The sequence below is a fragment of the Rhodopseudomonas palustris genome (assembly GCF_003226555.1).
Taxonomy (GTDB): Bacteria; Pseudomonadota; Alphaproteobacteria; order Rhizobiales; family Xanthobacteraceae; genus Rhodopseudomonas; species Rhodopseudomonas palustris_I.
In genome coordinates this window covers 542,452-562,206 of the sequence record NZ_QKQS01000023.1, presented here as the reverse complement: position 1 = coordinate 562,206, position 19,755 = coordinate 542,452, and the positions used below count along the sequence as shown (strand labels likewise).

General features: G+C 67.1%; 16 protein-coding genes. 6 read left to right on the top strand and 10 right to left on the bottom strand.

The window, feature by feature from the left end; genetic code table 11:
- Window positions 1-100 precede the first annotated feature (100 nt).
- The 6 genes from DNX69_RS15135 to DNX69_RS15110 all read left to right on the top strand — a co-directional run bounded on the left by DNX69_RS15135 (window position 101) and on the right by DNX69_RS15110 (window position 9,657).
- Window positions 101-412, top strand: coding sequence for a PilZ domain-containing protein (locus DNX69_RS15135; protein WP_110786784.1), 312 nt, complete (start codon window positions 101-103; stop codon window positions 410-412).
- Window positions 413-559: 147 nt separating this feature from the next.
- Window positions 560-1,282, top strand: a complete 723-nt coding sequence (locus DNX69_RS15130; protein ID WP_110786783.1) for a nucleotidyltransferase family protein — start codon at window positions 560-562, stop codon at window positions 1,280-1,282.
- Between the two features lie 76 nt (window positions 1,283-1,358).
- Entirely contained in the window at window positions 1,359-4,508 is a 3,150-nt protein-coding gene (gene addB, locus DNX69_RS15125; protein ID WP_110786782.1) for a double-strand break repair protein AddB, read from the top strand.
- Window positions 4,505-7,990 carry a double-strand break repair helicase AddA gene (addA, locus tag DNX69_RS15120; RefSeq protein ID WP_110787639.1) on the top strand — a complete coding sequence of 1,162 codons (3,486 nt, stop codon included), beginning with the start codon at window positions 4,505-4,507 and terminating at the stop codon, window positions 7,988-7,990. Before addB ends, addA begins: the two co-directional genes overlap by 4 nt.
- A gap of 96 nt (window positions 7,991-8,086) precedes the next feature.
- Entirely contained in the window at window positions 8,087-8,407 is a 321-nt protein-coding gene (gene trxA, locus DNX69_RS15115) for a thioredoxin (protein WP_110786781.1), read from the top strand.
- A gap of 212 nt (window positions 8,408-8,619) precedes the next feature.
- Window positions 8,620-9,657 (top strand): ATP-dependent DNA ligase, encoded by a 1,038-nt coding sequence (locus tag DNX69_RS15110; protein WP_110786780.1) that lies wholly within the window; start codon window positions 8,620-8,622, stop codon window positions 9,655-9,657.
- Window positions 9,658-9,666: 9 nt separating this feature from the next.
- On the opposite strand, the gene DNX69_RS15105 is transcribed toward DNX69_RS15110, so the two are convergent.
- The 10 genes from DNX69_RS15105 to cmk form a co-directional block, all read right to left on the bottom strand.
- On the bottom strand, window positions 9,667-10,995 hold the full coding sequence (locus DNX69_RS15105; protein ID WP_110786779.1) for a bifunctional folylpolyglutamate synthase/dihydrofolate synthase: 1,329 nt from the start codon (window positions 10,993-10,995) through the stop codon (window positions 9,667-9,669).
- Entirely contained in the window at window positions 10,992-11,978 is a 987-nt protein-coding gene (accD, locus tag DNX69_RS15100) for an acetyl-CoA carboxylase, carboxyltransferase subunit beta (RefSeq protein WP_110786778.1), read from the bottom strand. Before accD ends, DNX69_RS15105 begins: the two co-directional genes overlap by 4 nt.
- A gap of 109 nt (window positions 11,979-12,087) precedes the next feature.
- Window positions 12,088-12,924, bottom strand: coding sequence for a tryptophan synthase subunit alpha (trpA, locus tag DNX69_RS15095; protein ID WP_110786777.1), 837 nt, complete (start codon window positions 12,922-12,924; stop codon window positions 12,088-12,090).
- Entirely contained in the window at window positions 12,924-14,138 is a 1,215-nt protein-coding gene (trpB, locus tag DNX69_RS15090) for a tryptophan synthase subunit beta (RefSeq protein ID WP_110786776.1), read from the bottom strand. The genes trpA and trpB overlap by 1 nt, the downstream gene beginning before the upstream one ends.
- 13 nt (window positions 14,139-14,151) lie before the next feature.
- Window positions 14,152-14,793, bottom strand: a complete 642-nt coding sequence (locus DNX69_RS15085) for a phosphoribosylanthranilate isomerase (RefSeq protein ID WP_110786775.1) — start codon at window positions 14,791-14,793, stop codon at window positions 14,152-14,154.
- A gap of 58 nt (window positions 14,794-14,851) precedes the next feature.
- Window positions 14,852-15,238, bottom strand: a complete 387-nt coding sequence (locus DNX69_RS15080) for a lipopolysaccharide assembly protein LapA domain-containing protein (protein ID WP_110786774.1) — start codon at window positions 15,236-15,238, stop codon at window positions 14,852-14,854.
- A gap of 37 nt (window positions 15,239-15,275) precedes the next feature.
- Complete coding sequence (locus tag DNX69_RS15075; protein ID WP_110786773.1) at window positions 15,276-15,590, bottom strand: integration host factor subunit beta; 315 nt, start codon at window positions 15,588-15,590, stop codon at window positions 15,276-15,278.
- 167 nt (window positions 15,591-15,757) lie between these two features.
- The gene (gene sppA, locus DNX69_RS15070) at window positions 15,758-16,738 is read right to left on the bottom strand and encodes a signal peptide peptidase SppA (RefSeq protein ID WP_110786772.1); all 981 of its coding nucleotides are present in this window, start codon (window positions 16,736-16,738) and stop codon (window positions 15,758-15,760) included.
- Between the two features lie 226 nt (window positions 16,739-16,964).
- A complete protein-coding gene (gene rpsA / locus DNX69_RS15065; RefSeq protein WP_110786771.1) occupies window positions 16,965-18,662 on the bottom strand; it encodes a 30S ribosomal protein S1 in 1,698 nt (565 codons plus the stop codon).
- A gap of 299 nt (window positions 18,663-18,961) precedes the next feature.
- Window positions 18,962-19,600, bottom strand: a complete 639-nt coding sequence (gene cmk / locus DNX69_RS15060) for a (d)CMP kinase (protein ID WP_110786770.1) — start codon at window positions 19,598-19,600, stop codon at window positions 18,962-18,964.
- Window positions 19,601-19,755 lie beyond the last annotated feature (155 nt).

Sequence of the window (19,755 nt, the reverse complement as noted above, 5' to 3'; positions counted from 1 at the left end):
TCTGCGAATTTCTTTTACCCATCTTTAGCGCGGCCCCCCGTAATCTTGCGGGGCGCCGCGGCATGGCCTGGCGCCACAAAGACCGAACAAGGACGACGAGATGGTTGCCGAACGCAATAAGGACGGCCGCGTTGTATTCGATCGCGGGTTGCGCGCACAGATGATGGCGATTGACGGCACCTGGCGTCGCCCCTGTTCGATCGAGGACGTCTCCGAGTTCGGCGCCAAGCTGACGATCGATGGATCGGTCGAAGGACTCAACCTCAAGGAGTTCTTCCTGCTGCTGTCGTCGACCGGTCTGGCCTATCGGCGTTGCGAACTGAGCTGGATCAACGGCGACCAGATCGGCGTCAGCTTCCTGCGCCTCGACAAGAAAAAGAAGCGCCCGGCCGCGCAGGTGGAGAACGCCTGAGCCGCCTCGCCGATGCGGCCGGGCGGCTCGCTCCGCGTCGTATCTCCGTCATGATCCCCGACTACCCAGAGATCGCCTCCGATAGACCGTTCGGAGCAGCGTGATACAATCGATTCGCGCCGCCTGGTGCGTTCCGAGTCGGAGAACATGACCGTTCGTCCCCACAAAGCCATGGTGCTCGCCGCCGGTCTCGGCCTGCGGATGCGCCCGCTCACCGATCAAATGCCGAAGCCGCTGGTGTCCGTCGCCGGCCGTCCGCTGCTCGACCACGTTCTCGACCGTCTGGCCGAGGTCGACGTCGCCGAGGCGGTCGTCAACGTCCACTATCTGCCGGACCAGATCATCGACCATGTCGCCGGGCGGACCAGCCCGCGGGTGATCATTTCGGACGAGCGCGATCAGGTGCTCGGCACCGGTGGCGCGGTGGTCAAGGCGCTGCCGCTGCTCGGCGATGCGCCGTTCTACCACCTCAATGCCGATACGATGTGGATCGACGGCGTGCGGCCCAATCTGGCGCGGCTCGCCGAAGCGTTCGATCCGTCGCGGATGGACATCCTGCTGCTGATGGCGCCGACCGCGGGCAGCATCGGCTATGCGGGCAAGGGCGACTTCGCGATGAGCCCCAACGGCAGCTTGCACAGACGCAAGGAAACCGAGGTGGTTCCGTTCGTCTATGCGGGCGCCGCGATCATGTCGCCGGCGATCTTCAAGGACGCGCCGCAGGGCGAATTCTCGCTGACCAAGATGTTCGATCGCGCCGGCCAAGAGCACCGGCTGCACGGGCTGCGGCTCGACGGCGTGTGGATGCATGTCGGCACGCCGGACGCTGTGGCTGCCGCCGAACGGGCCTATCTCGCCAGCGTCGCCTGAGGAAGCCGGCCCGCGCCGGCCACCTCCTTTCGCCGGATTTGCCGTGCCATGATGGCGAAGGCGAATCAGGACATCGATGCACCTTTTCAGCGTTCCATCTTCGGCGCCGTTCTTGCGCACGACCATCGCGGCCCTGGTCGACGGCCGGCTGGTCGCGGGCTTCGAAGCGCGTCATGCGCCGGAGCGACTCGCCGACGCCACGCTCTATTTGCCGACACGGCGCGCCGGCCGGATGGCGCGCGAGATCTTCCTCGATGTGCTCGGCATGGATGCGGTGCTGCTGCCGCGGATCGTCGCGCTCGGCGACATCGACGAGGACGAGCTGGCATTCGCGCAGGCCGCGTCGGGGCTCGCCGAACTAGAGATTGCGCCGGCGCTCGACGGCTTGCCGCGGCGGCTATTGCTGACGCAGCTGGTTGCGAGCTGGGCGGCGCGGCTGAAGCCGGCCGATCCGTCGCAGGCGCCGCTGGTGGTCGGCGGACCGGCTTCGGCGCTGGCGCTGGCCGACGATCTGGCGCGGCTGATCGACGACATGTCGACTCGCGGCGTCGACTTGGCCGCCCTCGATAAGCTGGTGCCCGACGCGTTCGATCGCTACTGGAGCCTGACGCTCGATTTCCTCAAGATCGCCGGCCACGCTTGGCCGCAATATCTGCAAGAGACCGACCGGATCGAACCGGCGGCGCGGCGCGACCGGCTGATCGACGCCGAGGCGCAGCGGCTGGCGACCCAGCGCAGCGGCCCGGTGATCGCCGCCGGCTCGACCGGCTCGATGCCGGCGACCGCGAAGCTGCTCAGCGCGATCGCGCGGCTGCCGCACGGCGCGGTGGTGCTGCCCGGCCTCGATGTCGATCTCGACGACGCGGCGTGGGATCTGATCGGCGGCCATCGCGACAAGCACGGCAAGCTGGTGATGCCGCCGTCACCGAACCATCCGCAATACGCCATGCACGGCCTGCTCGAACGGATGGGGGTGGCGCGCCGCGATGTGCAGCAGCTCGGCACGCCGGCCCGGCACGGCCGCGAACTGCTCGCCTCCGAGGCGCTGCGGCCGTCGTCGGCGACGGCAGTGTGGCACGACCGGCTGAAGGATGCCGAGGTCGATCGCCTGATCGGCGAAGGCACCGATGGGCTGACGCTGATCGAAGCGCCGAATTCCGAAGCCGAGGCGCTGGCGATTGCGGTGGTGCTGCGCGAGGCGCGTGAGCAGGGCAAGACGGCGGCGCTGGTCACGCCGGATCGAGCGCTGGCGCGGCGCGTGGTGGCCGCGCTCGGCCGCTGGCATCTGCCGGTCGACGATTCCGGCGGCGACTCGCTGATGGAGACGCAGCCCGGCATTTTCGCGCGGCTTGCGGCCGAGACGGCACTCGAAGGCTGCGAGCCGGCGACGCTGCTGGCGCTGCTCAAGCATCCGCTGCTGCGGCTCGGCCGCGCCGGCCATGGCTGGCGCAGCGCGATCGAGACTCTGGAGCTGGCGCTGCTGCGCGGTCCGCGGCCGCCCGCCGGCTGCGACGGGCTCGCCAAGGAATTTGCGATCTTCCGGGGCGAGCTCGCCAAGCTGAAGCGCGGCGAGGCGAGCTCACTGCATCCGTCCGAGCCGCGCACGCGATTGTCCGAGCCGAGCCTCGACGAGGCGCAGGACCTAGTTACCCAGCTCAAGGCCGCGCTCGCACCGCTGGAGACCTTCGGGCCGAGTCCGCTCGACCTGTGCGAGATCGGCGCGCGGCATCGCGACGTATTGAAGGCGTTGACGGCCGATCATGACGGAATCGTCGAAGCGTTCGAAGGCCCGCAAGGCTCGGCGCTGCTGCGGGCATTCGACGATCTCGCCGCGGTGGGCCCGACGAGCGGCGTGCAGGTGGCGGCGCGCGACTACGGCGAGGTGTTCGAGACCGCGTTCGGCGATCGCGTCGTTCGCCGTCCCGAACTCGCCGAGGCGCCGATCCGCATCTATGGCCCGCTCGAAGCGCGGCTGACGCAGCAGGACCGGGTCGTGCTCGGCGGCCTGGTCGAGGGCGTCTGGCCGCCGGCGCCGCGGATCGATCCGTGGCTGAGCCGCCCGATGCGGCACGAACTCGGCCTCGATCTTCCGGAGCGGCGCATCGGCCTGTCGGCGCACGATTTCGCGCAGGCGCTCGGCGCCGACGAGGTGTTCATCACGCACGCCGCCAAGGTCGGCGGCGCGCCGGCAGTGGCGTCGCGCTTTCTGCACCGGCTCGAAGCGGTCGCCGGCGAGGACCGCTGGAAGGCGATGAAGGCGCGCGGGCAGAAATATCTCGACTACGCGCACGAACTGGATCGCCCCGAGAGCGTGATACCGATCGCCCAGCCGGCGCCAAGACCGCCGCGGCTCGCGCGGCCGCTGAAGCTGCCAGTCACGGCGATCGAGGATTGGCTGCGCGATCCCTACACGATCTTCGCCAAATACATCCTGCGGCTGTCGCCGCTCGATCCGGTCGACATGCCGCTGTCGGGCGCCGATCGCGGCTCGGCGATCCATGCGGCGCTCGGCGAATTCACCGAGCGCTATCAGGACGCGCTGCCGGACGATCCGGTGGCGGCGCTGCGCGAGATCGGCCAGAAGCACTTTGCGCCGCTGATGGATCATGCCGAGGCGCGCGCGCTGTGGTGGCCGCGTTTCCTGCGGATCGCGACCTGGTTCGGTGCGTGGGAACAACAGCGCCGAACCGGTGTCGTGCAGGTGCAGGCGGAGCGCCGCGGCACGCTGGTGATTCCGCTGAGCGGTGAGCGCAATTTCGAATTGTCGGCGCGAGCCGACCGCATCGAGCAGCGCGACGACGGCAGCTACGCGATCCTCGACTACAAGACCGGCCATCCGCCGACCGGCAAGCAGGTGCGGATGGGGCTGTCGCCGCAGCTCACGCTCGAAGCGGCGATCCTGCGCGACGGTGGCTTTGCCGACATTCCGGCTGCGGCTTCGGTGAGCGAGCTGACTTACGTCAAGCTCAGCGGCAATACGCCGCCCGGAGACGAGCGCGTGCTCGAACTGAAGATCGAGCGCAAGGACGAGCCGCAGCACCCGGACGATGCCGCGGACGAAGCCCGCGCCAAGCTCGAAGGCTTGATCCGTCGCTTCGAGGACGACAAGCAGCCGTATCGCTCGCTGGTGCTGTCGATGTGGTCGCAGCGCTACGGCACCTATGATGATCTGGCGCGGGTCAAGGAATGGTCGGCGGCCGGTGGCCGCGGAGACGCGGCGTCATGAGCCGCCTCATCCCCAACGAAGCCCGCGCCCGGCAGGAGATCGCCTCCGATCCATCGGCATCGGTGTTCGTTTCCGCCAATGCCGGCTCCGGCAAGACCCATGTGCTGGTCCAGCGCGTCATTCGCCTGCTGCTCGACGGCGTCTCGCCGGAGCGCATCCTGTGCATCACCTTCACCAAGGCGGCGGCCGCCAACATGGCCGAGCGGGTGTTCACGACGCTCGGCCACTGGGTGAAGCTCGACGACGACGCGCTGTCCGAAGCGATCCGCGCCACCGGCGTCAAGGCGGTCGGGCCTTCGCTGCTGGCGCAGGCGCGAAAACTGTTCGCCTGCGCGCTGGAGACGCCCGGCGGGCTGAAGGTGCAGACCATCCACGCGCTGTGCACCCGGTTGCTGCAGCAGTTTCCGTTCGAGGCCAACGTGCCGGCGCGGTTCAGCGTGCTGGATGATCGCGATCAGGCCGAACTGATGCAGCGCGCCAGCCTCGACGTGCTGCTGCGCGCCGCCGCGGCGCCAGACAGCGACGCCGGGCGTGCGCTGGCGTTCGCGATGACGAGTGCCGCCGACGTCACCTTCCGCGATGTGGTGCAGGAAGCCTGCATGAGCCGCGATCGCTTCATGGCCTGGATCGCGCAAGCCGGCAGCGTCGAACGCGCGATGGCGCAATTGTCCGCCACGCTCGGCGTCGCGCCGGAGGATACCCGCGAGGCAGCCGATCGCGACATCGTCGATGGGCCGAACCTGCCGCGATCGGAATGGGCTGCGGTCGCAGCGACGTTCGAGGGCGGCAGCGCCAACGATCAGGCGCAGGCCCGGCGGTTGCGCGAGGCGCTGGCGCTCACCGACGCGGCGCAGATTGAAGCCTATCTCCAGGTGTTCTTCACCAAGGATAGCGGGCTGCGCAAAAGCCTGATCACCAAGAAACTCGGCGATGGCGCACCGGGCCTCGCCGAGCGGCTGCAGCGCGAAGGCAGCCGGCTCGCCGGCCTGCTCGAGCGCCGCCGCGCGCTGGCCTTGCGCGAGCGCACACGGGCGCTGCTGGTGATCGCCGCGCAGGTCGCCGGCAACATCGCGCGCGAGAAGCGCGAACGTGGTCTGCTTGATTACGACGACCTGATCGACAAGACGCTGGCGATGCTCGACAGCGGCGCGGCCGGCTGGGTGCATTTCAAGCTCGACCGCGGCGTCGATCACGTGCTGATCGACGAGGCGCAGGATACGTCGCCGAAGCAGTGGAAGATCGTGGCGCGGCTGATCGACGAATTCACCGCCGGCGAGGGCGCGCGCGACGGCATCAAGCGCACCATCTTCGCGGTCGGCGACGAGAAGCAGTCGATCTTCTCGTTCCAGGGCGCGGTGCCGAAAGAGTTCGCCGAATGGCGCGACTTGCTGCAGCGGCGGTTCACCGGCGCCGGGCTGAGTTTCGAGAAGGTCGCGTTCAACTACTCGTTTCGTTCTGGGGCTGCGATCCTGCAGTCGGTCGATCACGTGTTCCGCGATCCGGCGATCTATCGCAGTATCCACGCGGACTCGGCGTACCCGCTGCATCAATCGCTCGCCGACGCTGGCCCGAGCCTGATCGATCTTTGGCCGCTGGAAACTCCCGACGATCGTCCGCAGATCGAAGGCTGGCAGGCGCCGTTCGACGCGGTGTCGGAAACCAGTCCGGAGGTCCGGCTCGCCGACAAGGTGCGGGCCGAAATCGGCGCACTAATCGCGCGCGGCACCCAGACTGGTCCGATGGGGCGTCGCCGGCCGCTGAGCTATGGTGACGTGCTGATCCTGGTGCGGCGGCGCGGTTCGGCGTTCGACGCGGTCATCCAGGCGCTGAAGCGCGGCGGCATTCCGGTCGCCGGCGCCGACCGGCTGAAGCTGACCGAGCACATCGCAATCATCGACCTGATGAATCTCGCCGACGCGCTGCTGCTGCCGCAGGACGATCTGGCGCTGGCAGTGGCGTTGAAGAGCCCATTGTTCGGGCTCGATGACGACGACCTGTTCAAGCTGGCCTGGCAGCGCAAGGGCTCGCTACGCGCCGCGCTCGCCGATCATGCCGCGGGCGATCAGAAGTTTGCGGCCGTGCAGCGCCGGTTGGAGACCTACGCGGCGCGGGCGCAGGCCGAGACGCCGTTCGGATTCTACGCCTGGCTGCTCGGTGGTGACGGTAGTGACAGCGGCCGAGCTCGCATCTTGCGGCGGCTCGGGCCGGAGGCCAATGATGCGCTCGACGAGTTCCTCGAATTGGCGCTGAGCTTCGAACAGAAGCGGGCGCCGTCGCTGCAGGGCTTCATGGCGTGGCTGCGCGAGGCCGACACCGAGATCAAACGCGACATGGAGATCTCGCGCGACGAAGTCCGGGTGATGACCGTGCACGGCGCCAAGGGGCTGGAAGCGCCGGTGGTGTTCCTGATCGACACCACCTCGTCGCCGGCCGACACCCAGCGGCTCAACCTGATCCGGCTGCCCGGCGGCAACGCCGCGCCGGGCTCGGTCGCCGCGATGGTGTGGGCGGGGCGCAAGGCCGACGATCCGAGCGTCGTCGAGCAGGCGCGTAGCGCGATGATCGAGGAGACCGAAGACGAGTATCGCCGGTTGCTCTATGTCGCGATGACCCGCGCGGCCGACCGACTGATCGTCGGTGGCTGCATGCCGGGCAACCGCAACGAGGTGCGGCCGCACTCCTGGTACGACCTGATCAGCAAGGGGCTGGAATCATCCGGGCTGGTGATGCAGCAGGTTCCGCCGGACGGCGTGATCAAGCGCTACTGCCGCCCGGAGGATGTGATCGAGGAAACCGGCGCAGCGGTGCCGAGCGGCGAGGCGACGGTCACGTCGCTGCCGGATTGGCTGCGCCGGCCGGCGCCCGGCCTGCCGTCCGCCGAACAGGTGTTGCGGCCCTCGGATGCCGAGGAGGACGATCGCCGACGATTGCGGCCGGGAGAGTCCGACGCCAGCCGCAGCCGCGCGCTGCAGCGCGGCATGCTGGTGCACCGGCTGCTGCAATCGTTGCCGGACATCGCCGCTGGCGATCGCTCCGCGGCGGCAGGCCGGTTCCTCGCCCGCAACGCGGTGGACTGGAGCGAGGAGGAGCGCGGTGCGCTCGCCGCGCAGGTGCTCGGGCTGATCGCCGATGCCAGATTCGCGGCGGTGTTCGGCCCCGGCAGCCGCGCCGAAGTGCCGATCGTCGGCCGGCTGCAGCGTCGCGGCGGGCCGGTGCTCGTCTCCGGCCAGATCGACCGCCTGGTGGTGACCGAGACTGAGGTCCTGATCGTCGACTACAAGACCAACCACGCCCCGCCACGGATCGAGGCCGAGGCGCCGAGAACTTATATCCGCCAGCTTGCCCGTTATCGGGCGGTGCTCGCTGCGATCTATCCACAGCGCATCGTCCGGGCCGCTCTGCTGTGGACCGAAGCGGCTGAAATCATGGAGATTTCGGCCTTTGCGCTGGACGCGGAGCAGGCCGATCTGACGGTGCCGTGAGCCGTGCTTGACCGCACCGCGGTGCGTTCCTACGTTCACCCGTCATCACGGCGCGATTCCCGCCGCCGCTGTTCATCCGGTTTCACGAGGTATCCTATGGCCGTTGGTAAGGTGTCAGACGCCGATTTCGAAAACGAGGTTCTCAACGCCCAGGGGCCTGTCGTGGTGGACTTCTGGGCCGAGTGGTGCGGCCCGTGCCGCATGATCGCGCCGGCGCTGGACGAAATCGCCGGGGCGATGGGCGACAAAGTCAAGATCGTGAAGCTCAACGTCGACGAGAGCCCGGTCACCGCCTCGAAGTACGGCGTGATGTCGATCCCGACCCTGATGATCTTCAAGGGCGGCGAGATGGCCTCGCGCCAGGTCGGCGCCGCGCCGAAGGCCAAGCTGCAGCAGTGGATCTCGTCCGCGGTCTGAACTCCGACGCGCCATGAACGTTCTGAGACGGCCGGCAATCCGCCGGCCGTTTTGCTTTTCCGGCCTCTCGTCATTGCGAGGAGCGAAGCGACGAAGCAATCCGGCCCCGTGCTCGGCGCACTGGATTGCTTCGCTACGCTCGCAATGACGCGGATGGAGCGATTAGCAACCAGTAGGTTCGTATTGTGGCTAAGCGGAAATCATCCATCGCCATGACCGGTGTCGCGCCGATCGAGCCAATGGAGGCGCGTTCGGTCGATGCCATCCCGAGCGGCCCGGAATGGCAGTACGAGCCGAAATGGGATGGCTTCCGCTGCCTGATCGTGCGAAGCGGCGATGATGTCGCGCTGTGGTCGAAGTCGGGTGAAGACCTCACCCGCTACTTCCCTGAACTGGTTGCAGCGGCGCTGAAGCTGAAGGCTGAAAGCTTCGTCCTCGACGGTGAGATCGTCGTGCCGCAGGGGCGGACGTTCTCTTTCGACGCACTGCTGCAGCGGATTCATCCTGCTGCGAGCCGCGTGAAGAAGCTCTCGGTCGAAACGCCGGCGCTGCTGTTGGTGTTCGATCTGCTGGCGAGCCCGCGCGACGATGCGCTGGCGGCGGAGCCGCTGATGAAGCGGCGCGAGGCGCTCGAAGCCTTCGCCAAGGCGCAGTTTAAAGGCCATCCTACGTTCCGGTTGTCGCCGGTCACCACCAGCAACAAGCAGGCTGCAAAATGGCTGGCGCAGGCCGGCGGCGGCTCCGACGGAGTGATCGCCAAGCGGCGCGACCTCGCTTATCAGTCCGGCAATCGCGACGGCATGCAGAAGATCAAGCAATTCCGCAGCGCCGATTGCGTCGTCGGCGGCTTCCGCTACGCCAGCTCCACGCTCGGTGGCCGCATGGTGGTCGGCTCGCTGTTGCTCGGTCTCTATGATAAGGCCGGCCTGCTGCATCACGTCGGCTTCACCTCGGCGTTGAAGCGCACCGAGAAACCGGCGCTCACCGACAAGCTCGAAACACTCTCCGGCGTAGGCTTCACCGGTCAGGCGCCGGGTGGGCCGAGCCGGTGGTCGACGGCGCGATCGGCGGAGTGGCAGCCGCTTGCGCCAAAGCTGGTGGTCGAAGTCTGCTATGATCACTTCAGCGGCGGCCGCTTTCGCCACGGCACCAGCTTGCTCCGTTGGCGCCCCGATAAGGCGCCGCGGCAATGCACGATGGATCAGCTCAGGCAGAAGCAGGTCGATCCGATGAAGTTGCTGGGTGCGTGAGCCGAACGATTAGTTCGGCGGCGTGCCGTTGAGGTTCAGCACATGGCCGGCGAGATACAACGATCCGGTGATCAGGATACGCGGCGGCAGTTCGTAGGACAGCGAAGCGATCCGCCGCAGCGCCGCCGGAACATCGCTCGCAAGTTCGACCCGCAGGCCAAGGCTCCGGCCCGCGGCAGCGAGCGTTTCCGGCGACATGGCGCCGTCGCGGTTCGGGATCGGCACCGCGATCAGGTGCCGCGTCAGGCCGGTGAAGTTGGCGAGGAACGCGGATGCGTCCTTGTTGGCCATCATTCCGGCGATCAGTACCAGTGGTCGCGACACCCGCTCTTCCAGATCGCCGAGCGCGGCGGCGGCGACGCGTCCGCCGTCGGCATTGTGGCCGCCGTCGAGCCACAGCTCGCAGCCGGCCGGTGCGTCGTCGAGCAGTTTGCCCGAGGTGATCCGCTGCATCCGCGCCGGCCACTCCGCCGCCTGCAATCCAGCCTGATAGGCGTCCTGCGGGATCGTGAACCGCGATTGCGCGCGCAGCGCCGCGATCGCAAGGCCCGCGTTGTCGATCTGATGCCGGCCGAACAATTTCGGCGCGTCGAGATCGAGCAGTCCGCGCTCGTCCTGATAAGCGAGCCGGCCGTGTTCGAGCTGGACGTGCCATTGCTGGCCGCAGGCGAACAGCGGAGCGCGCAGGCGTTTGGCCTCGCGTTCGATCACTTCCATCGCCTCATTGCGTTGCTCGGCGACGATCACCGGTGCGCCGCGGCGCAGGATGCCGGCCTTCTCGGCTGCAATGTCGGCGATGGTCGGGCCCAAGAACTCGGTGTGGTCGATCCCGATCGGCGTCAGCACGCAAGCGAGCGGATGCTCGATCACATTGGTGGCGTCGAGCCGGCCGCCGAGGCCGACTTCGAGCAGGGTGACGTCGGCGGGATGCTCGGCGAACAGCCGCAGCGCAGCCGCAGTTTCGATCTCGAACAGCGTGATCGGCTCACCGGCATTGATGCGCTCGCAATCCGTCAGCGCCGCCAGCAGTTCGTCGTCGCGAACCAGCCGGCCGGCGATCCGGATGGTCTCGTTGACGCGGACCAGATGCGGCGAGGTGTAGGCGTGGACCTTCAGTCCTGCGGCTTCGAGAATCGCGCGGAGGAAGGCGACGGTCGAGCCCTTGCCGTTGGTGCCGGCGACATGGATCACCGGCGGCAGCTTGCGTTCTGGATCGCCGAGCGCGGCGAGCAGCCGCTCGATCCGCCCGAGCGTGAGGTCGATCGCGATCGGATGCAGCCGCGCCAGGCGCGCGCGCAACTCGCCGAGCGAGGCCGGCGGCGCGGAGCCTTCGCTCACGCCTGCGGCGGGGCCGGCTGGGCCGGCGGCTCGGTCGGCGCCGGAGCCGCGGTCTTCTGTTCGGGGGCTTCGGCCTCCGGCTCGGCCTGGGTGACGGCTTCGGCCGGCGCCTCGACCGCAGTGGTGACCGTCAGCGCCGGGGACTTGGTCAAAATCCGGCACAGCCGAGCCAGGGTCGGGCGCAGGTCATGGCGATGCACCACCATGTCGACCATGCCGTGATCCTTGAGATATTCGGCGCGCTGGAAGCCGTCCGGCAGCTTCTCGCGAATGGTCTGTTCGATCACGCGGGCGCCGGCGAAGCCGATCAGCGCACCCGGTTCGGCGATGTGGATGTCGCCGAGCATCGCGTAGGAGGCGGTGACGCCGCCGGTGGTCGGATTGGTCAGCACCACGATGTAGGGCAGCTTGGCTTCGCGCAGCATCTGCACCGCGACGGTGGTGCGCGGCATCTGCATCAGCGACAGGATGCCTTCCTGCATCCGCGCGCCGCCGGAGGCCGCAAACATGATGAAGGGGGCGTGCTTTTCGACCGCGAGCTCCATGCCGCGGATGATGGCTTCGCCCGCCGCCATGCCGAGCGAGCCGCCCATGAAGTCGAAGTCCTGCACCGCGACCACGACCGGAAAGGTTTCGAGCTTGCCGAAGCCGACGCGCACTGCGTCGTGGGCGCCGGTCTTGGTGCGGGCGTCCTTGATCCGGTCGGCGTATTTGCGCTCGTCGCGGAACTTCAGCGGGTCGGCCACGACTTCGGGTAGCGCGACGTCGTACCAGGTCTCGTTGTCGAAGACCGACTTCATGCGCGCCAGCGAGCCCATCCGCATGTGATAGTTGGAGCCCGGGATGACGAACTGGTTCTGCTCGACGTCCTTGTAGAACACGAGCTGTCCGGTATCCGGGCATTTGATCCAGAGGTTCTCCGGAGTCTCGCGCCGCAGAATGTTGCGGATCTTCGGACGGACGACGTTGGTCAACCAGTTCATGACGTACTCCGCGCGTCGCCGGACAGGGCGCCGCCTGGGTTCATGGCATTGTCAGGATATGGCGGCGGAGCCCAGCCCCGTCCAGACCATCGTCCTGCTTCGATTGCTGCTATTCGGCAGCCTGTTTCGCACCGCGAACGCCGGCCGCCAGCGAAGCGACCAGATCCGCCACCGCGCCGACCGTCGCTTTGGTGGCGCGGCCCTCGGCGTCGAGGCTGGCCTTGACCGCATCGATCAGGGCCGAGCCCACCACCGCGCCGTTGGCCTGCGCGGCGATCGCCTGAGCCGCTTCCGGCGTGCGAATGCCGAAGCCGACGCAGACCGGCAGGTTGGTGTGACGCTTGATCCGCTGCACCGCGGCGCCGACCGCCGAGGCGTCCGCCGCGGCCGATCCGGTGATGCCGGTGATCGAGACGTAATAGACGAAGCCCGAAGTGTTGGCGAGCACGGCCGGCAACCGCTTTTCGTCGGTGGTCGGGGTGGCGAGACGGATAAAGTTGAGCCCGGCCTTCATGGCCGGCAGGCACAGCTCGTCGTCCTCTTCCGGCGGCAGATCGACGATGATCAGGCCGTCGACGCCGGCCTCCTTGGCGTCCGCCAGGAAGGCGTCGACGCCGTAGATGTAGATCGGGTTGTAGTACCCCATCAGCACGATCGGCGTGGCGTTGTCGGTGGTGCGGAAGTCGCGGACCAGCGCCAGCGTCTTCTTCAGCGTGGTGCCGGCCTTCAGGGCGCGCAGGCCAGCGGCCTGGATCGCCGGGCCGTCCGCCATCGGGTCGGTGAACGGCATGCCGATTTCGATCACGTCGGCGCCGGCGGCCGGCAGGGCCTTGAGGATCTGCAGCGACGTGTCGAGATCGGGATCGCCCGCCATCACGAAGGTGACGAATGCGGGGCGCCCCTGCTGCTTCAGGTCGGCGAAGCGGGTGTCGATGCGGGTGGTCATCAGAATTGGCCCCCGAGATGTTCGGCGACCGACGCGAGGTCCTTGTCGCCGCGGCCGGACATGTTGACGACCATCAGGTGATCCTTCGGCAGCTTGGGCGCGAGGTCGGCGACCTTGGCGAGCGCGTGGCTCGGCTCCAGCGCGGGGATGATGCCTTCGAGCCGGCAGCACAGCTTGAACGCGTCGAGCGCTTCAGTGTCGGTGGCGGACAGGAATTCGACGCGGCCGACATCGTGCAGCCAGGAGTGCTCGGGGCCGACGCCCGGATAGTCGAGGCCGGCGGAGATCGAATGCGCTTCCTCGATTTGGCCGTCCGGGTCCATCAACAGATAGGTGCGGTTGCCGTGGAGCACGCCGGGCTTGCCGCCGGCGATCGAGGCTGCGTGCAGCTTGTCGAGGCCGTGGCCGGCGGCCTCGACGCCGTAGATCGCCACGCCCGGATCGTCGAGGAACGGATGGAATAGCCCCATCGCGTTGGAGCCGCCGCCGATGCAGGCGACCAGCGAGTCGGGCAGGCGGCCTTCGGCCTGCACGATCTGCTCGCGGACTTCCTGGCCGATCACCGCCTGGAAGTCGCGCACCATCATCGGATAGGGGTGCGGGCCCGCCACGGTGCCGATGCAATAGAACGTGTCGTGGACGTTGGTGACCCAGTCACGCAGCGCCTCGTTCATCGCGTCCTTCAGCGTGTTGGCGCCGGAGGTGACGGGGCGGACTTCGGCGCCGAGCGCCTTCATCCGCAGCACGTTGGGCTGCTGGCGTTCGACGTCGACCGCACCCATGAACACCACGCATTGGAGGCCGAACTTGGCGCACATCGTCGCGGTGGCGACGCCGTGCATGCCGGCGCCGGTCTCGGCGATCACCCGCGGCTTGCCCATGCGCTTGGCCAGCATGATCTGGCCGAGCACATTGTTCACCTTGTGGGCGCCGGTGTGGTTGAGGTCTTCGCGCTTGAAGTAGATCTTGGCGCCGCCGAAATGCTCGGTCAGCCGCTCGGCGAAATATAGCGCCGACGGCCTGCCGACATAGTGCTTGAGATGGCCGTCCATCTCGGCGCGGAACGCCGGGTCGATCTTGGCTTCCGCATAGGCCTTTTCCAGATCGAGGATCAGCGGCATCAGCGTCTCGGCGACAAAGCGGCCGCCATAGATGCCGAAATGCCCGCGCTCGTCGGGGCCGGACCGGAAGGAATTCGGCAAAGCTTGGTTCATGTCAGCTCTTGGGTTAGGCCGCGCGGGCGGCGCGGATGAAGTCGCGGATCAGGTCCGGGTCCTTTTCGCCGGGGGAAGTTTCAACTCCCGACGACACGTCGACGCCGTGCGCGCGCGTCACCCGCAGCGCTTCGGCGACGTTGCCGGCGTTGATCCCGCCAGAAACCAGGAACGGCAGTTTGAGGTCGACGCCGTCGAGCAGCTTCCAATCGAACGCTGCGCCGAGCCCGCCGGGGCGGGGGGCGTCCTTCGGCGGCCGCGCGTCGAACAGGATGCGGTCTGCCACTGCCGCGTAGTCCGGCAGCACCGAAAGATCTTCCGGGCTCGCGACCGCGATCGCCTTCATCACCGGCAGGCCATAGATACGCTTGATCGAACGCACCCGCTCCGGGCTCTCGTTGCCGTGGAATTGCAGCCAGTTCGGCCGAAGCTGCTCGACGATGGCGTCGAGCAGGTCGTCGTCGGCATCGACGGTGAGCGCGACCTTGGCGGCGCGGCTGCGGACTTGACGGCCGAGCGCATCGGCGAAGTCGATGTCGAGATGACGGGGGGAAGCAGGAAAGAACACGAAGCCGACCATATCGGCGCCGGCTTCGACCGCTGCTTCCAGCGTGTCGGCGGTCGTCAGACCGCAGATTTTCACAATGGTGGACATGGCTGTGCGCTGAATCTGGGTTGCCGGCGCGCCAGGGCGCCGCAGAGAATGCGCAGTCTTACAACGTCGCGCGGGACTTGTCGCGCCCGGCGCCGTTGGAACCGCTCTCAAGCAGCAGGCGGCGCGGCTCGCTCTGTGCCGGTGTCGCGATGCTGGCACGCAGGCTGGCGAGCTGGTTCTGGGCTTCGATCGCTTCGGCCTGATGCCGGCGGGCGGCGCGTCGCCAGCGCCGTTGTCCGAACCAGGTGGCGATACCGCCGAGGATCACGCCGACGATCGCGGTGGCGATAATCACCACGAACAGCGGCAGCCGGATGTGGCCGAGCGGGTTGGTGGGGTCGAGCGGGTCGAACGACACGTCGACCATGTGGCGGTTGGCGACCGCGAACACCACGAGGATCAAACCGAGCGGGATCAGCACCAGGGCCGTCAGAAACTTCTGCATGTCATTCGCTCGCCTGGCTCGGCAATGGGGCGTCGCGCTACGCGGTATCGGTGGTTGGGGCGTCGTCGCCGCTGTCGCGGTTCAGGCGCTCACGCATTTCCTTGCCGGTCTTGAAAAACGGCACGGTCTTCTGCTCGACCGGCACATGGGCCCCGGTGCGCGGATTGCGCCCGGCCCGTGCCGGACGATGCTTCACCGAGAATGCGCCAAAGCCGCGAAGCTCGACCCGATCCCCACGCGCCAACGCCTCGACGATCTCATCGAGGATCGCGTTGACGATGTTCTCGACGTCCCGCTGGTACAGGTGCGGGTTGTGCTCGGCGATACGCTGAACGAGTTCGGATTTGATCATCGAGGATGCGGTCCGTGCGTGCGGACCGCCATTTCCGTGAAAATGCCGTGAACTGTCAAGACGCTAAATCGGATCTCCGCTCGGAGGGAGGGCACCGTGGAAGCGCGATTGCGGTTGCTTTCGGGGTCAAAAATACCGCACGCGGCTGCACGCTCCGCGGGCAGAGATCATTGACCCGCTGACGGCGCCCACAATGCCAGCATGCCGTCGAGGCCGAGCCGTTCGACCGACTGCATCGCACCGCTCTGTTCAACGCGCCGTGCGATCACACCGAGGCCCGCAGCGTCGAAAGCGACCGACGCTGCGGCGCGCAGGAAGGTGAGATCGCCGAACTGCGGCGCCAGCTTGTAGTCGCGCACTGGCAGGCCGGATTTGACGCTCTTCGCCTTCTCCAGCCACGCGATCGCGGTCTTCTCGTCGCCGAGTTCGTCGATCAGTTTCAGGCCGACGGCCTGGCGCCCGGTGAACACGCGGCCATCGGCGACGACGTTGAGCTGATCGTCGGTCATTTTACGGCTCTGCTGCACCATGCCGCGGAACCAGGCGTAGGAATCCTTCACCAGCGCCTCGATCGCAGCGCGCGCCTCGGGGCTGGTCGGCTCGAAACCGTTCGGCGCAGCCTTCAGCGGCGACGATTTCACTTCCTCGACCTTGACGCCGACGGTCTTCAGCAGCTCGGACACGTTCGGATATTGGAACAGCACGCCGATCGAGCCGACCAGCGAGGTCTGCTGCGCGACGATGTGTTCGGAGGCGAGGGCGGCGATGTAGCCGCCGGAGGCGGCGAGCCCTTCGACCACCACCACCATCGGCTTCTTCGCCTTCAACCGCGCCAGCGCATCGTGCAATTCCTCGGAGCCCGCGGTGGTGCCACCGGGTGAATTGATGTGCACGATCACGGCCGAGTAGGACGACTTGCCGAGCCGGTCGAGCGCTTGGACACGCTCGTCATTGCTGCGGATCAGGCCTTCGATCTTGATGCGCGCGATCGACCCGCTCGAGGAGAGCGCGCCGCGCCCGGCCGGAGACAGCATCGCACCGACCGCCACGACGGCGATGATCGCGACCAGAACGGCGGCCACGCGCCAAAACGTCAACTTCCTGCGCATCCGGCGGCGATCGACGATCACATCGGAATCAAGTGACATCTGCGGTTCTCCGGTCGGCGGCCATCGTTCGGTTGTCAGGCGGGATCGTTGACGTCCCGTGAGCGAAATACATCAATTACAATCCAATATGAAGAAAACATGGTTCGGTTCGCGCCCCGTGCGCGGGCTGCGGCCGCAGGCGTTGACGCCGCGCGGCTGATCTCGCGCCACGAAAAAGGGCCCCGGCGATGCCGGAGCCCTTGATGTCGTGAGGTAAGCCTGAGGCTTACTTGTCGCGCTGCTTGAGCGCGGTGCCGAGAATGTCGCCCAGCGTCGCGCCCGAATCGGACGAGCCGTACTGTGCGATGGCTTCCTTCTCCTCGGCCACTTCCAGCGCCTTGATCGACACCTGGACCTTGCGGGCCTTCTTGTCGAACTGGATGACGCGGGCGTCGACCTTCTCACCAACCGCGAAGCGGTCGCTGCGCTGGTCGTTACGGTCGCGCGCCAGCTCCGAGCGCTTGATGAAGGTGGTGAAGTCGGTGCCGGAGATCTGCACGTCGATGCCCGATTCCTTCACGTCGAGCACTTCGCAGGTCACGACAGCGCCCTTCTTGACGTCGCCCGGCTCGGCGAAGGGGTCGCCTTCGAGCTGCTTGACGCCGAGCGAGATGCGCTCCTTTTCGACGTCCACGTCGAGCACCACGGCCTTGACCATGTCGCCCTTCTTGAAGTTGTCGATCACCTGCTCGCCCGGCAGCTTCCAGTCGAGGTCCGAGAGGTGGACCATGCCGTCGACGTCGCCGTCGAGACCCAGGAACAGACCGAACTCGGTCTTGTTCTTGACCTCGCCTTCGACGGTCGAACCGACCGGATGCTTCTCGACGAACACTTCCCACGGATTGCGCATGGTCTGCTTGAGACCGAGCGAGATCCGGCGCTTGACCGAATCCACCTCGAGCACCTGCACTTCGACTTCCTGAGAGGTCGAAACGATCTTGCCGGGGTGCATGTTCTTCTTGGTCCACGACATCTCGGAGACGTGGATCAGGCCTTCGATGCCCGGCTCGAGCTCGACGAACGCACCGTAGTCGGTGATGTTGGTGACGCGGCCGGTGAAGCGCGCGTTCAGCGGGTACTTGGCCTCGATGCCCTGCCACGGATCGTCCAGCAGCTGCTTCATGCCGAGCGAGATGCGGTGGGTCTCGTGGTTGATCTTGATGATCTTGACCTTGACGGTCTGGCCGATGGTCAGCACCTCGGTCGGGTGATTGACCCGGCGCCAGGCGATATCGGTCACGTGCAGCAGGCCGTCGATGCCGCCGAGGTCGACGAACGCACCGTAATCGGTGATGTTCTTGACGACGCCGTCGATCACCTGCCCCTCTTCGAGGTTCTGCACCAGCTCCTGGCGCTGCTCGGCGCGGGTCTCTTCCAGCACGGTCCGGCGCGACACGACGATGTTGCCACGGCGGCGATCCATCTTGAGGATCTGGAACGGCTGCGAGTTGTTCATCAGTGGCGCGACGTCGCGGATCGGACGGATGTCGACTTGGCTGCGCGGCAGGAACGCCACGGCGCCGTCGAGGTCGACCGTGAAGCCGCCCTTGACCTGATTGAAGATGACGCCGAACACCTTCTCGTTATTGTTGAAGGCCTTCTCGAGCTTGCCCCAGCTCTCTTCGCGGCGCGCTTTGTCGCGCGACAGCACGGCTTCGCCGAGCGCATTCTCGATCCGATCGAGGAACACCTCGACGGTATCGCCGACCTTGATCTCGTTGTCGCGGCCGGGACCGGCGAATTCGCGCAGCGGCACGCGGCCTTCGGTCTTCAGGCCGACGTCGATGACGGCCATGTCCTTCTCGATCGCGACCACCTTGCCCTTGATAACCGAGCTTTCCTGCAGGTTACCGCCGGCGAAGGACTCGTCGAGCATCGCGGCAAAATCGTCGCGGGTCGGATTGTAAGTGTCAGTCGAAGCCATTTGTTCTCCAGATGCGGATGTCGCCGGCAGTTCGGTTGAGGGCCGTCTCGCGCGCGCAGTGTCAGGGGTCCGCGAACCTGACGACCGCCCTGCACATCGGTGCGGAGCGGGCCGGCAGCATGCCTGCACGGTCGAGACGTTGATCCGCGGTGAGGCGGATCGCAGATTGGGGCATTCCAGCAGAACGTCCGGCGGCGAAAGGCGCGACGAATCCGAAGCGGATCTCGCGGTCTTCATCCGGCCATCGCGGCGGTGGCGGCGGAGCGGGCGAACCTCCAATGACGGCGTCGGTTTGGTCGTTAGACCCGACGCCGGCCCGCTCGAACGGCCTCGACAATATCGATGGCGGCCCGGACGCCGCCTTCTATATCCAAATAGGAATTATCGAGCAAGACTGCATCCGGTGCTTGCTTGAGCGGCGCCGCCGAGCGGTTCTTGTCGCGCTCGTCGCGCTTGAGGATGTCGGCCAGGATCATCGCCTCGTCGGCGGGTTCGCCGCGGGACTGCGCCTCCAGGAAGCGGCGGTGGGCACGGACTTCGGCCGAGGCGACCACGAAGATCTTCACCTCGGCGTCCGGACAGATCACCGTGCCGATGTCGCGGCCGTCGAGCACGGCGCCGGGCGGCGTCGCGGCAAAGCTCTGCTGGAACTCGACCAGTGCGGCGCGAACTTGCGGATGCGCCGACACCACCGAGGCCGCCTCGCCGACGGTGTGGCTCTTCAGGGCCGGGTCGTCGAACCGGGCCGGGTCGAGCGTGCGGGCGACGTCGGCGGCGCGCGCCTCGTCGGTGAGGTCGGTGCCGGCGTCCAGCATCGCCTTGGCGACGGCGCGATAAATTACGCCGGTATCAAGATGCCTGAGGCCGTAATGAGCGGCCAGCCGTTTGGCGAGCGTGCCCTTGCCCGATGCGGCCGGTCCGTCGATTGCGATGATCATTCTCTTTTGCATTCCAATTGGCTTGGTGAGCCTTTCACGGGCAGCGCGGCGTTTCGACGAGGTCCCGCAGTGGTTTGCAGCCGTGAACAACTCGGTATAAACCCGCGATCCGCCGAAGCCAGCCTCGTTGGCGATTTCCTATCAATCTCTGCCCG

Coding starts and splice junctions, on each gene's coding strand:
- DNX69_RS15135 (WP_110786784.1), top strand. CDS start 101: ATGGTTGCCGAACGCAATAAGGACGGCCGCGTTGTATTCGATCGCGGG.
- DNX69_RS15130 (WP_110786783.1), top strand. CDS start 560: ATGACCGTTCGTCCCCACAAAGCCATGGTGCTCGCCGCCGGTCTCGGC.
- addB (WP_110786782.1), top strand. CDS start 1,359: ATGCACCTTTTCAGCGTTCCATCTTCGGCGCCGTTCTTGCGCACGACC.
- addA (WP_110787639.1), top strand. CDS start 4,505: ATGAGCCGCCTCATCCCCAACGAAGCCCGCGCCCGGCAGGAGATCGCC.
- trxA (WP_110786781.1), top strand. CDS start 8,087: ATGGCCGTTGGTAAGGTGTCAGACGCCGATTTCGAAAACGAGGTTCTC.
- DNX69_RS15110 (WP_110786780.1), top strand. CDS start 8,620: ATGACCGGTGTCGCGCCGATCGAGCCAATGGAGGCGCGTTCGGTCGAT.
- accD (WP_110786778.1), bottom strand. CDS start 11,978: ATGAACTGGTTGACCAACGTCGTCCGTCCGAAGATCCGCAACATTCTG.
- trpA (WP_110786777.1), bottom strand. CDS start 12,924: ATGACCACCCGCATCGACACCCGCTTCGCCGACCTGAAGCAGCAGGGG.
- trpB (WP_110786776.1), bottom strand. CDS start 14,138: ATGAACCAAGCTTTGCCGAATTCCTTCCGGTCCGGCCCCGACGAGCGC.
- DNX69_RS15085 (WP_110786775.1), bottom strand. CDS start 14,793: ATGTCCACCATTGTGAAAATCTGCGGTCTGACGACCGCCGACACGCTG.
- DNX69_RS15080 (WP_110786774.1), bottom strand. CDS start 15,238: ATGCAGAAGTTTCTGACGGCCCTGGTGCTGATCCCGCTCGGTTTGATC.
- DNX69_RS15075 (WP_110786773.1), bottom strand. CDS start 15,590: ATGATCAAATCCGAACTCGTTCAGCGTATCGCCGAGCACAACCCGCAC.
- sppA (WP_110786772.1), bottom strand. CDS start 16,738: ATGTCACTTGATTCCGATGTGATCGTCGATCGCCGCCGGATGCGCAGG.
- rpsA (WP_110786771.1), bottom strand. CDS start 18,662: ATGGCTTCGACTGACACTTACAATCCGACCCGCGACGATTTTGCCGCG.
- cmk (WP_110786770.1), bottom strand. CDS start 19,600: ATGATCATCGCAATCGACGGACCGGCCGCATCGGGCAAGGGCACGCTC.